We start from the raw sequence: 13,294 nt of genomic DNA, 5'->3' as shown, positions 1-13,294 counted from the left end.
TTACCACTTGCCAATCACGATGTGCACGCTCGACTCCTCTTCGGGAAAGTCGTCTTCCGACACCGCTAGCGGCGCTTGGTCACTCACCACCACGTAGCTGCCGGGAGGAAGGTTGAGCGCTTGCCCGCCAGCCAAGCCCAGCAATTCCCGCCATCGTTGCGACAGTTGGTTCTGGCTCGCGGACACGTGCGCGTAGTCCATGCCGGCGCGACTGTAGTCGCGACTCATATTTCGACGTTGCTGGTAGAGCAACTCGGAATCTTCGGCCGCCGCGAAGGCATCGGGAAAGCGGGGTTGGCGGTCGCTAAGTATGTCGCGCAGTGCAGCGACCGCTTCGCTGTACTCGACCGACTCCATTGCGGCAGTATCGCCGGCGGGCACATCATGGGCCAACCACCACGCGCCTTGATCGTCGTGGACGACGATCAACTGGGCGGCCGATTCGAATTGGTTCGCCACATTGGTGCTGGAGTCGACTTGTTTCAGTGTAAGTCCAGCGGTGGTGCTACGCGGTTGAACGACCAGGTACTGCGTTGGCGTGCGCGAAGCGAGCCCCCCGCTGGTGAGCTTCTGCTGGTCCTCGGTCCACTGGATCTCGCGTGGCGATTGCGCGACTCGGATGTCGTAGGCCTCAATCGATCCAGGGTGGATCGCGTACACAGCGGCTTCGTCGGAGAACGTCAGGCCGTTTCGAGGAGCAAATGCAGAATAGTACGACAACCGACTCCAACTCGTGGCATCGCCCGTCTGCTGGTCGAGCAGTGTGATGGATTGTGCTCGCAAGCGGGTGGCGAAGCCGTCGGAGAGCAGCCCGTAGCTTAGCAGCGCGAGCGTGATGGCGAGGGCCACCACTGGCACGGTGAGCACCATGAGGTGCAGCTTGCCGGCTCGTTTTAGTAGCCAGTAGTTCGCGGGTCCAATGCCCAACACGAACAGAGTAATAAGCACCTGGAACGTAACCACCGGCGCGAGGCCTACACCGGGAATCAGCCAATTGCTGAAGTCGGTGTTGGCGTTGCCGGGCACGAGCCCGTGCCGCTGGGGCCACGACTGCGAATGCCAGTACATGTTGGCCCTTTGAAGTTTATCAGGGAACCACTGTCGGCGATCGCCAGCGAAGTCGCCCTGGAATGCAACGACCATTCCCCAACCATGGCGACGCACTACAAACCAGTCCTCGGTGTATATGGGAGTCGGAGCCGATGGGGCCGCCATGGGCTGCGCATCCGGATCGAAGTCGGCCACCAAGCCGTCTTGCTGTTCGGACGGCCCTATCGGACGCAGGTTCACGTAACTCCAACTCCCCACGCCCGGCGGCTCGAGCCCGACGGGCTTGGTTGGATCGACCGGTCCTTCGCCCCGCTGCCAATCGAACAGCGGGGCCAGATCGTGCAGGGCCTCCCAGTCGTCGCTTTCCTGACGAACCCAAAGGATGCCGCCTGCATGGATCCATTTGCGAAGCGCGGCCATCCGCTGCGGTTCATCCTGGGCAGTTGTAAGTAAGGTGTCGATGTCGCTATACACGATGTCGAACGGGGTGAAGTCGAGCCAGTTCTCTCTCAACTCCCCAGTTCGTAGCGACGCGCTCCACGTCAGACTCTGCTGTGCGTTGCGCACTCGCTGCCCAGTCGATGTTGTGGCCGGTCTAGCTTCTGTTTCGAGGATCAACAACTGGTTGTTTCGCCACCTGCTATCTCCAGAGTCGCCCAACGGATGAGGGGCTTCGCGATTTTGTGACAAGGCTTTGTCCGGCACCGCATCGATCCATACGTCCCACCACAGAAGGTGCATTTCGGCAGTCTGCGGAAATCGGAGGACGAGTGTCGTCATCTGTTGTCCTGCAGAAAGCACTCCATCCACTTCAATGGTGGTCGCCCTTTGCGAACGGTATCCAACGGAGACGCTTGCCCTGACGGTGATCTGGGTGTCTGCCGTGACCGGCGTGGGCGATTGAACGTCGAAGAACAAACGGCGATATCCAAACTGCCCATTGCCCAGCCCGTCGTCGCGGATTCGGAGGGATAGGCCGCTGATCTTCGAGACACCCTTGGCGGGCTTCGACACGATACTGTTGCCCTGAAGCGTCTGCGCCTCGCAGCATGTCGTCCAGCACGCACCGATCGCTAGCGACAGCACGAACCAGAAGCAAAACGGGGCTGGACACGATTGGTGCAAGTCTAGCTGTCCTGTGGGTTTACGGGCGGAGTGTCCGTTGGCGGCGGGGTTGGCCGACTCGCGGGATAGTAGCTTTGTGCGGCATCCATCGAGCGCCTTTCGGTCGCCAGCGCAAAGAGCGCCACGATGCCGTAGAATAGGGCGAATACCAGCCACAGCACCGCCAGGCTTCCTACCGCCACGGTCACCGCCTGCGCCCAGTGCGCACCTTGTACCGCTTGCCCCGCCACCAGACCCACCACAGCAAACAGAATTGCCAGGTACAGCACTGTGCGGATGGAGTAACGGGGAAGTAGCATCGGGTACCCCTTGCGAAGAGGAATTTGGTGTTGGTTGTCGGGCCGCCGCGAAAAACTAAGCTGGTAGTGTAATGAATAAACGCATTGTCTGCCTCCAAATATTGCCGAGCTACGCTATGTCGATCTTCAATTGCCAAGTATTCGTACAAAACTATCGAATATTGCCTTTTGCCTTGGTGGCCATTGGCCTTTTCTCAACTGCGCCTGCGGTGGCCGATATCCGCGTCCAAGCCTACGCCGGCCAGCCACTTGGCGTGGCCCGCGTGGAGATCGACATGCCATCGGAGCAGGCGAGTGCGGCGTTCCAGGACGATCGCTTTACGGTGAGCGATCGTGCGGGACGTGTGCTCTATCCGACGTTGGGCCAGAGAAAGGTGCGCAAAATCCTAGGCAGTGTGCTGGGGATCGACCTGCCTCAGAAGCTTTCGTTCTGTTTCCTGTTCAAAGGCGATGCGCCGCTCGAACTCGATCTCTACCTGCCCGACCAGGTGCAGGTGACCGTCACTCCGCAGTACGACCAGCGAAAGTACAACGAACTGCTCAACGAGTGGTGGAAGGCGTACGTCGGGTTGTATCAACGCGTGCACAAAGAGGCCGAGTATCCCGTTGGCGTGCAAACCTATCTAACCGCGATGTGGGCGGGGCGGCTCGGACAGCAGATGCCGAAGCTCGAAGGCTTTCTGATTCGCGAGCAGCAGCAGGGCGGTACCGTCACCGGTAAGCTGATGGCCGACGAAGCCTATCGCGCGTCGGTGCTGCGCGATCTGATGCTCGGCGAAGGCGATACCGACGCGGCCACACAGCCATTGCCAAATATCCCACTGCCGGTAGCCGATGTGCCGCTTCCTCAAGCGGGGACCGAGATTGCCATCGAGCCGATGGCCACCCACGTGCCCGAGGAGTGCTTCTATGTTCGCTTTGGTACGTTCACCAACTACTTGTGGCTCAAAGATTTCCTCGGCCGCTGGCAGGGCGACATCGGCAACATGCTAATCCAGCGCAGCATCAGTCGCAACACAGGCGATGCGATTGGCCAGATGCTGGCGCTGAAGGAATCGAAGATGTCGGCCATCCTAGGGCCGCAAGTCATCGAGGACGTGGCGCTCGTGGGCTTCGACGCCTACTTTAGCGACGGGGCGTCGGTCGGCGTGTTGTTCCACGCCAAAAACAATTTCCTGCTCAGCACCAGTTTCAGCCAGCAACGCTCCGCCGCCGCCAAGGAGGTCGAAGGTGCGAAAGTCGAGACTGTGGATATCGCCGGCCACAAGGTCTCCTACTTGTCCTCGCCCGACGGTTCTCTCTGTTCCTATTATGCCACCGATGGTGAATTTCACTTTGTTGCATCGTCGCGGGCGCTGATCGAGCGCTTCTACGCGGCCGGCGCAGGGGACCGACCGTTGTCAGCCGCCGGCGACTTTCTCACCGCTCGCACGCGTTACCCTATCACAAGGGAAGACCGCGTGTTTGTGCACATCTCCAGCGCGTTCCTCAAGAACCTGATCAGCCCCGCCTATCGCATCGAACTCGATCGCCGGCTAAGGTCGCTGGAAACTCAGTGGGCGATGATCCTTGCGCAGTTGGCCGCGGCGCAAGAGGAACTGCCCGGCGAGACCGAAGAGCAGTTGGTCGCCGGTTCGTTCCTGCCAGGTGGCTTCTCCACACGCGCCGACGGCGCGACTTGGGGCGTCGACGCCGAGGGCCGGGTCATCGAGTCGCTGCGCGGCTACCGCGGTAGCTTCACGCCGATCGCCGATAACCTGCCTACCACCTGCAGTCCTAGTGAGGCGCGTCGCTACCAGCGGTTTATTGGCGACTTGCACAGAGAGATTGGTAGCCTGGTTCCACTCACCGTGACCGTGCACCACGAGCAAGTGGCCGAAGGGCTCGAAGACATTGCCATCGACGTGCACTTGCAGCGGTACGAAGCAACGAACCTGGTGTCGTGGGCCAAGAAGCTCGGCCCACCTTCTCCGCTTCGCGTGGCGCCGATTCTCGGCGATGTAGTCTCGCTGAACGTGGTGCTCGATGGCGTGCTTGGCGGCGGCGAGCCGTTTCACCTGTTTGGTGGTGTGCGGGATGGCCACCTGCCGCTCGTCGTCTCGGGGGGCAAGGTTAACGTTCCCATGCAACTAACCTCGGCCGTGCAGGCGTACGTCGGCGCTTGGCCGAAGCCACAGTTCCTCGAGCGACTGCTCGGCCGACCCGCCGGCCCGTACGATGCTCATGGGTTGGCTCGCACCAACGGGCTGTTCGACATGTGGGTCCGGCGGGCCGACGACTTCCTGTTGTTCTCGTTTAAACGCGAAGTGCTAATTGAGGTGGGTAGCCAACTGGCGATGGTCGAAGCCCAGCGCCCGGCCCAAGCGTGGCTGTGGCTGCGCGACCTGGTGGGCACGCAGTACGAGCAGGTTGCTACCGCGTTTGCTTACGCTCGCACGCGCGACACTTCGGCCAGCGGCAGTCGGTTCATGAATTCACTCACCCGCCAACTACACATCGAACCGTCGGCCGCACAGGGGATGGCGAACGATCTGGTAGGCGGTGAGTTTGTCTGTCCGCTCGGCGGTACTTACGTACTGGCCGAAGTGCCCGGCGGCATTCAGGCGTGGACCTCCACGGCCGCCGCGCCGAACAACCAGTTCCTGCTCACCGAAGTGCCCGGCGATTATCGGTTCCCGCTGCTGGAATGGTTCCGCGGCATGAAAGCCGAACTGCTCCGCGCAAACGACTCGCTAACGCTGTCGGCCGGAGTGCTAATCAGCGCCGGACGGCCCGACCCCAACGTGGCACCGCTGGTGCCAGACGTTCCCGCTGTCCCCGACACTCCGGTAATGCCCGACGTGACCGTCCCGCCCGAGGAACTACCACCGCCACCAGGGCGATAAAGCTTAGTCGGAAAGCTTTACAGTGACCGTTGTGCCATCGGTTTTGGTTTTGACGTCGATCATCGCGGTTTCACTTGATGGGATGGTCGCGGTCAATTCAACCTCTTTGCTGTCCTTCGCATGGGCCAGCACCTTATCCGATGCCACGTCCACGTCGATCTTTGGTTCCACTTCCGCCTTGTCGGCTTCTAAGTAGACGTACAGGCTAACCGGATTGTCTGCTGTAGCGGTGACCTTCAATTCTCGCTCCCGCGGGACGCCATCGACGATCAATGTCTTTATGTCGGCGGAATCCAACGTGTAAGTCTTCTCGTCGGACAAACGCGTCTGACATCCGACCGACAGGATCAACGAAAACGCCAGCAAGCCAAAGTGTCTCCAGTTCATCTCTTCCCTCCCTTTCGTGCGGCGGCCAGAAGCTCGCCGGCTCGGAACGAACTACGTACCATCGGCCCGGAGGCCACCCCTGCAAAACCCATTTGTCGCGCTTCGTCGGCCCATGCGTCGAACTCGGCCGGCGTGGCGTAGCGCGTGACTGGCAGGTAGCGCTCGCCGGGACGCCCTGGGGCCAGGTACTGACCAAACGTGATCAGGTCGACGTCCACAGACCGTAACCGCTGCATGGCCTCGGTGATTTCTTTCATCGTTTCGCCTAGCCCGACCATCAAGCTGCTCTTGGTCACGATGTCGGGGCGCAGCTCCTTCGCACGGCGAAGCATCTCCAGCGACAACGCGAACGACGCCCGCGGATCACGCACCGTGCTGTCGAGTCGCTCGACGCACTCCACGTTGTGGGCGAACACATCCAGAGGAATGCCATCCAACATCTCGGCTAGCGCTTGCCAGTTGCCGGCCAAGTCGCTGGACAATAGTTCGATCGTCACGTGTGGCGCGGTGTTGTGCACGGCTTCGACGCACTTGCGATAGTGCGCCGCGCCGCCGTCGGGTTGGTCGTCGCGGTTGACAACCGTGATGACCACATGGTCGAGGTCCATCCGCGCGACGGCTTCCGCCAGGTGCTGCGGTTCGTTCGTGTCGGGTGGCTCTGGTGCGCGGAGAGTCTCGACCGAGCAGAACCGACAGCCGCGAGTGCACTCCTTGCCGGCGATCATGAACGTGGCGGTGCCGCGACCCCAGCAGTCGTGCACATTGGGGCACTTGGCCTCTTCGCACACTGTATGCAGTCCACCATCGTCGACCGCCCCGCGCGTGCGATTGAATATTGCCAGCGCTTCGCCCGACGGTGGTTGGGCACGCAGCCATTCGGGAAGTCGAGGGCGGGTGACGATCGGCAGTTCCGTGGAGTTGCTCATACCAATAGTTTAGGCACCCGAGGCCGGTTCTCCTACTGCCCCACCGCTAATCGTCATCGCCCCGCCAGCGATGCCACAAATAGGCTGCACCCAGCGACATGGCGAGCCCGATGGTGCCAGGTTCGGGGATAGTCGTGATTTCCACCACCATGTTGTCGAGGCTCAACTCCAGGTGTTGTCCTGCCGAGGAAGTCTCGCTCGTTAGCGCGTAGCCGAACTGGAACGGCTGGGAGAAATCGGGATGGCCTACGCGACCGCCCACCGCGTCGAACTCGTCGGCCGTGAGATCCTGTGCCGACAAACTGGTCCACTGCAACCCTTCTCCATCGATCGACGGAGGATCGAAGGTACTGGAAGGACGAGCCAGGAAGAAGCGGCTGTGTTGCAGAATGGCGAGCGATACATCCACGTCGTCCGTACCTTCGACGGCCGCCGGCAGGACATCGATCGAGAAGTCCAGCGAAACCGCAGGGCCGGTTTCCAGGCGAAAGAAGAAATCATCGTCCAGCGGGATCACCACAGTCGCCAACTCGGGTGCCGAAGTTGCTGGGATATCGACCGACAATTCGTAGCTTTCCGGCGGGTTGCCAGCCGAGGTCGACTCGGCCGTGTCGACCGTCAGTCCGGCTGGACCCTCGACGCCTTGCACGTGGCCAATGGTGCCAACGTTCACGTGAGGCTTGGTGCGCTCGAATTTCTCTTTGGCCATGTCAATCTCCCGGCAAGCGATGAAAAGTCAGGTTGATTGGAGTCGATGGCCCAAGCTCAGCCGGTCAGGCCCTCGAACAGCGGTGTCGACAAGTAGCGTTCGCCGAGGCTGCACATGATGGTCACGATGCGCTTGCCTTTGAATTCCGGTCGGGCGGCAACTTTCGCTGCGGCGCACATGTTGGCACCGCTGGAGATGCCAGCCATGATGCCTTCTTCTTTCGCAAGACGGCGGGCCCATTGGAAGGCCTCTTCGTTGCTCACGGTCACCACTTCGTCGACCAGCGACGTATCGAGGTTGCCCGGAATGAAGCCCGCACCGATACCTTGAATCTTGTGGGGCCCAGGGTCGCCACCAGAAATCACTGGCGAATCGACCGGTTCGACCGCGATCGCTTTGAAATTGGGATTCTGGGCCTTGAGGAATCGCGAAGCACCGGTGATGGTGCCGCCGGTGCCGACGCCGGCCACGATCACGTCGATGTCGTGCCCCGAGTCCTCCCAGATTTCCGGCCCGGTCGTCTTCTCATGGATGGCCGGGTTGGCCGGATTCTCGAACTGCTGCGGCATAAAAGTGTTCTGGCCTGCCTCGGTCATTTCCTTGGCTTTGTTGATCGCGCCTTTCATTCCGTCGGCCGCCGGCGTGAGTTCCAGGCTTGCGCCCATCGCCCGCAGCAACGCGCGACGCTCGAGCGACATGCTCTCGGGCATGGTGAGGGTAAGCTTGTAGCCCTTGGCCGCGCACACAAATGCCAGGGCGATGCCCGTGTTGCCGCTGGTGGGCTCGATGATGTGCGTATCGGCGTTGATCTTGCCGTCGCGCTCGCCTGCCTCGATCATCGCCGCGCCGATCCGGTCCTTCACGCTGTTGAGCGGCTGGAAGAACTCGCACTTCGCGAACACCGTGGCATGATCGTCCGGCACCAGGCGGTTGATCTTGATCATCGGCGTCTCGCCAATGCACTGGGCGGCGTTGTCGTACGTTCGGTTGCGGGGCATGGGTCAATCCTTTTCTGCAGCTGATTTCATGGACAAGCGGCCGGAGCGTGCTCACGCTCGGAGGGCCGGATTATCGCACAACCGGCCGATTCGGCAAACCCGTGGCTGAGAAAAGCGAAGCTGGGTGCGCTCATTGTGTCATTTCGAAGGAGGGCTCGCCGACTGAGAAATCGACGCTGCGGCACCGGGGCGAGTCGGATGCTGGGGGAGCTTGGAAGGGCAGGGCCGCCCAAGTTTTGCACCGCTTTGCCCAGTTCAGGCTAGATTCCTCGGTCGTGTTACTCCCGTCGGAATGACACTCCATGAGACCACGATTTTATAAGGCGCCGACTTCCGGAGACCGGAAACTTGGAACAGAGCGTTCTAAAATCACCAGAAGCCGGCGCTGCCCCTCTTTACCCTCGCACTGGAGTCAGCGGAAGTTCGCCAGGCGGTCCAGTTCCTGGGCGATGGCCAGCATGCGGTGCACGCGCTGTTCCAGCTCGGTTCCGACTCGCAAGGGGACGTATCGTGGCGTAGCGGCACGATAGGGTACGCTCTGCGGCTGACCAAGCGAGTTGGCCCGTTCCTCGGTAGCCTGCCAGCGAGACCTGCCACGCCCATCGATACGAATGGCGACATTCACGCCCGGTCCTGAGCGAGCATTCGAACGGTAGAACGCCGGTCCGCGCGGCGGAATCGCTGTCTGGCGAGGGCGGTCATTCAGGTGGTCGACCGCCTTGTGAATCTCCTCATCCAGCTCGGCGACTTCCTCCAACACGTCATCGGTCCGCTTGTGAACGCGATTCCACTTCCTCGGCTTGAAGTTGGCGTCCTCGATGGCCTCGTACAGGTCTTGCAGCTCATCGGCCAGGTCGCGAAGTTCCTCCAGCACTTCCTTGCGGTCCTTGCCGCGGAGTAGCTGATCAATGTCGTAGGTGATCGCGGCCGCCTCTTTGCTCAGTTCGATGGAAAGCGCGTAAGTCTGCTCGAGCGGCGGGCCAGGCAGGTAGGGCGGGGCGGCCTTGGCGGTGGCCGAGAGGCCCAATGCGAGCATCGTGGCGGCCCAAAGTGTCAATTCGAGGCGGGACATGGTAGAGATCCTTTCCTGAGAGGCGGGCTGTTACAGCTACTGCCAACATCTGCAGCTGGCGTGCCTGGATCCTCTGGATGCTCTAAAACCACTGTATTTGTAGGCTCCGGGCGCAATTGGTGGAATTCGCGGGGATTGCGCAACTGTTGCGCATTTGATGGCGCGCGAATCAGTCGTGCGGCGCTGCTGGGGTTGCGGTCTCCAGCAGGGTCCTGTACTTACCCCAGAGCTATTCTCCTCCTCAACCCATATCTCGCGGCTACCCAGTGAGTGGCCGCCGCTCGGTTTGCCATGCCAGCGCCATCGACTCAACGCGATTGGCCGAAACTCCTTGCGGCATCGCTGCGCGCCCTGACGTGCCTGGTTGCCGTGTTGTGGTTCTCGGTGCAAGCCGCCGAGGCGCAGGGCGTCGACAGTCGGCTCGGCTTCAGTCACACCGCGGGCGAGCTGCCAGGGCTGGACGACGGCTACACGCGCTTCAATTCGTTCCTGCCGCTTATCGGTCCAAGCGATTACTCACTCGTGTTTGCCGATCTGGGATTGGTGCTGTTCAACGAACAGTCGAAAGCCGACGGCGTGAACCTGGGCCTCGGCGTGCGGGCGTACGACTCGGTGACCGATCGGGTGTACGGCGGCCACTTCTACTACGACTACCGCGACACGGGCCACTCGCACTACAACCAGTTGTCGTGGGGTTTTGAGAGCCTGGGCTACCTGTTCGACTACCGCGTGAACGCCTACCTGCCGGTGGGCAACACGTGGAACAGCTACATCGACGCGGCGAGTACCACCTACATCGGCTCGCATCTGTACTTCACCGACATCCCGCAGGAAGTCGCCTTGCGCGGTGTGGATAGCGAAGCGGTAGGCCTGTTGCTCGACCAGGGCGTGTGGCAGCTTCGCGGCGGAGCGGGCATCTACAGTTTGTGGCATCCCAACACCGGCGTGGCGGCCATCGGCCCTCGGGCGCGGTTGGAGCTGCGCGTCGGCGACCAACTATGGCTCAACGGCTCGGTGCAGCACGACGACGAGTTCGACACCACGGCCGCCGTGAGCATCTCCTGGCGATATGGCCTCACGCGGCACTTCGAGCGTTGCCGCTCCAGCGAAAGCGTCGCCTGCCGCCTGGGCGACCCGGTGGAGCGACAGGACCAGATCGCCATCAAACACTACATCGGCGGCCCCTCCACTGCCAAAGCGGTCACCACCACCGGCGGCCACGCCTACACGTTCCATCACGTCAATTCCGAGGCCGAACCCGGCGGCGACGGCACCTTCGAGTCGCCAAGCAACTCACTGGCCGCAGCCAGCAACCAACCCGAGGATATCGTCTTAGTGCACGGCGGCAGCCAGTTCGTCGGCGAGCACTTTGTTACCACCACCGCAGGCCAACGCGTGCTGGCAGAAGGCGTGTCGCACACGCTGGAGACTCAGGCGGGAACGATTGTTTTGCCGGAGGTGGGTAGTGGGGTGAGTCCAGTGATTACTGGGGGATTGGGCGATGCGATTACTATCGCCGCCGATGGCGTGGAGGTCTCGGGATTTTATATCGATTATTCTGTGAGTTCAAGTTCGCTGCATCCCTTTCATACATTGACAGACGTCTACTATCCCAGTGCTGCTCGTATCCATTTTTTAGTCTTTGGCGTGTATCCCGGCAACGGCATCGTGGCGCGGAGTGTTAATGACTTAAACATCAACCGGAATGCAGTTGTCGGAGCTGATTCCGGTATTGAACTGGAAGATGTGCATGGCGCGTCGATCATCGAAAGCAATACGATACAAGCTAGTGGGACTTATGGGGTACTTGTCGTCGAAGGATTCTCTGGAACGATTGCAAATAACACGATGAACGATAACACTCGCTTCGGACTATTGATCATAGGCGATGTGACGGGTGACATCGTCAACAACCAGTTGCTGCGAAACAACCTCAACATTGGGGGAGACGGCGTAAGAGGAGGGATGGTTGTTGGCGGAAACGTCGACGGAAACATCTCCGGAAACGTGGCCGACGAGAGTCAATGCTACGGCATCACAATTAGCGGGAACATTTCTGGAGACTTCAAGGATAATCGTGCCGAGGATATCGCGGCTGCAGACCCTGGTGAGTATTTCGGTCTATTTGACGTCGGCGGAGGCGATGGCTGGCTCGATGGCGATGGCATGGTTGACGATGTTGTGATCTACGAAGCCAACTCAGTTCCGTGGTTTGCGGCGGACTTGCCGGGCTATAACCCAAATGAACATGCCGTCTTGTCGGGAATTGAAACGCAGAATTTCTCTGGCTTGCTATCCAACGAGGAACGCCGCGTTGGCATCCCCATGCTCGTGCGAGGTACGGTCGGCGGTGAGATTTCTGGCAACGTCGGCTCCGTCACCGCCGGCGTGAATCTGGACCCTAATGTGTTCGTGGAATACCCCGCGATGGTTCCCCACGAGTGAGTTTTACTCTTCTAATCCGCCCCTGTGCGGAATGACTCTCGCAGGCCAGAATTAGAGAGTACACGGCGAGCCGGAAGCGTCAGCGCCCGGAGGGGTTGGAAGTGGTGTATGCTCTGGCCATTCGCTCCGGGCGCTGACGCTTCCGGCTCGCCGAAACTCTCCATGTTCAACCTGCGATGTACCCCATGCGTGCAGAAGTCATAGCCATCGGCGACGAACTTACCAGCGGCGAGCGGCTGGATACCAACACCCAGTGGCTAAGCCAGCAGCTCACCGATATTGGTCTCGAAGTGATGTTCCACAGCACCGTGGGCGACGACCTGGAGGCCAACGTCGATGTATTTCGCACCGCCATCGCTCGGGCGGACGTGGTCGTCACCAGCGGGGGTCTCGGTCCTACGGCCGACGATTTGACGCGCGACGCGATGGCCGCAGCCATGGGTGTCGAACTGGTGAAAGACGAGGTGTCGCTCGAGCATATTCGCCAGTTGTTCGCCCGTCGCAACCGCCCGATGCCGGAGCGTAACGAGCGTCAGGCGTACTTTCCGGCCGGCTCGGTGCCCATCTCCAATCCCAACGGTACCGCCCCGGGCATCGAGGCCAAGGCCACCAAACCAACCGGCGGCGAATGCCACCTGTTTGCCCTGCCGGGCGTGCCGGCCGAGATGCATGAAATGTACACCGCCACTGTTGCCCCAGCCGTGATGGTGCTTACCGGCGAGCAGCGGGTCATTCGGCACCGCGCGATCAAGATTTTCGGTCCCGGCGAGAGCCAACTCGAAGCGATGCTACCCGACCTGGTGTGTCGCGGACGCGAGCCGCGTGTCGGCATCACCGCGTCGAGTGCGACGCTCACGCTGCGAATCACCGCCTCCGGCCCCAACGAACAAGCTTGCCTGGCTGCGATGGAGCCCACGGCTCAGGAGATATACGCGGCGGCTGGGCGGTTCATTTTTGGCGAGGGCGAGATCGACCTGCACCACGCATTGCTGCACGAGTTGGGAGAGCGCGAACAGACGCTCGCCACCGTGGAGTGCTGCACCCGCGGTTTGGTCGCCGGCTGGCTGGCCGAAGACGATCCGGAGGCCAAGGTGTTCCTCGGCGGCGCGGTCGTGCCAAACGTCGAGTCAGCAGCTGCCGCGGCCGAGAACGCCCGGGAGGAGCATAACGCGACGTACGGGCTGGCGATCGGCGCCGGCGATGCCGAGGGCAACGTGGAGGTCGCCATGTCCGACGGCCAAAATGTCCAGCACGAAACTTTCACGCTGGGAGGCCATCCGGCGGTCGTGGGTCCGCGAATCGCCAAAAGTGCCCTGAACGTGCTGCGACTGCGATTGGTGAGGGACGAGTCGTAATTCATTCGAGTTGCGAACCCCTTGCCGCCAGTTAGTGTCATTG

10 protein-coding genes are annotated in these 13,294 nt (G+C 61.1%); 3 read left to right on the top strand and 7 right to left on the bottom strand.

The window, feature by feature from the left end; translation table 11 throughout:
• Together ACQK2L_RS24965 and ACQK2L_RS24960 are read right to left on the bottom strand one after the other, a co-directional pair.
• Positions 1–2,064 (bottom strand): hypothetical protein, encoded by a 2,064-nt coding sequence (locus ACQK2L_RS24965; RefSeq protein WP_425399764.1) that lies wholly within the window; start codon positions 2,062–2,064, stop codon positions 1–3.
• A 113-nt stretch (positions 2,065–2,177) separates the two neighbouring features.
• Positions 2,178–2,474, bottom strand: coding sequence for a hypothetical protein (locus ACQK2L_RS24960; RefSeq protein WP_425399763.1), 297 nt, complete (start codon positions 2,472–2,474; stop codon positions 2,178–2,180).
• 116 nt (positions 2,475–2,590) lie between these two features.
• Between ACQK2L_RS24960 and ACQK2L_RS24955 the strand changes: the two genes are divergently transcribed.
• The gene (locus tag ACQK2L_RS24955) at positions 2,591–5,359 is read left to right on the top strand and encodes a hypothetical protein (protein WP_425399762.1); all 2,769 of its coding nucleotides are present in this window, start codon (positions 2,591–2,593) and stop codon (positions 5,357–5,359) included.
• 3 nt (positions 5,360–5,362) lie between these two features.
• Here ACQK2L_RS24955 and ACQK2L_RS24950 read toward each other — a convergent pair whose 3' ends face one another.
• The 5 genes from ACQK2L_RS24950 to ACQK2L_RS24930 form a co-directional block, all read right to left on the bottom strand.
• Positions 5,363–5,746, bottom strand: coding sequence for a hypothetical protein (locus ACQK2L_RS24950; RefSeq protein ID WP_425399761.1), 384 nt, complete (start codon positions 5,744–5,746; stop codon positions 5,363–5,365).
• On the bottom strand, positions 5,743–6,672 hold the full coding sequence (lipA, locus tag ACQK2L_RS24945) for a lipoyl synthase (protein ID WP_425399760.1): 930 nt from the start codon (positions 6,670–6,672) through the stop codon (positions 5,743–5,745). Before lipA ends, ACQK2L_RS24950 begins: the two co-directional genes overlap by 4 nt.
• A gap of 46 nt (positions 6,673–6,718) precedes the next feature.
• Positions 6,719–7,381, bottom strand: coding sequence for a hypothetical protein (locus tag ACQK2L_RS24940; protein ID WP_425399759.1), 663 nt, complete (start codon positions 7,379–7,381; stop codon positions 6,719–6,721).
• A gap of 56 nt (positions 7,382–7,437) precedes the next feature.
• A complete protein-coding gene (cysK, locus tag ACQK2L_RS24935) occupies positions 7,438–8,379 on the bottom strand; it encodes a cysteine synthase A (RefSeq protein ID WP_425399758.1) in 942 nt (313 codons plus the stop codon).
• A 412-nt stretch (positions 8,380–8,791) separates the two neighbouring features.
• Positions 8,792–9,451, bottom strand: coding sequence for a hypothetical protein (locus ACQK2L_RS24930; protein WP_425399757.1), 660 nt, complete (start codon positions 9,449–9,451; stop codon positions 8,792–8,794).
• Between the two features lie 291 nt (positions 9,452–9,742).
• Between ACQK2L_RS24930 and ACQK2L_RS24925 the strand changes: the two genes are divergently transcribed.
• Positions 9,743–11,896, top strand: coding sequence for a right-handed parallel beta-helix repeat-containing protein (locus tag ACQK2L_RS24925; protein WP_425399756.1), 2,154 nt, complete (start codon positions 9,743–9,745; stop codon positions 11,894–11,896).
• 185 nt (positions 11,897–12,081) lie between these two features.
• Positions 12,082–13,251, top strand: coding sequence for a CinA family nicotinamide mononucleotide deamidase-related protein (locus ACQK2L_RS24920; RefSeq protein WP_425399755.1), 1,170 nt, complete (start codon positions 12,082–12,084; stop codon positions 13,249–13,251).
• Positions 13,252–13,294 lie beyond the last annotated feature (43 nt).

Source organism: Aeoliella sp., from assembly GCF_965227375.1.
GTDB lineage: Bacteria > Planctomycetota > Planctomycetia > Pirellulales > Lacipirellulaceae > Aeoliella.
Note: the sequence above shows the minus strand (reverse complement) of the source record. Positions and strands in the feature narration are given on the sequence as shown.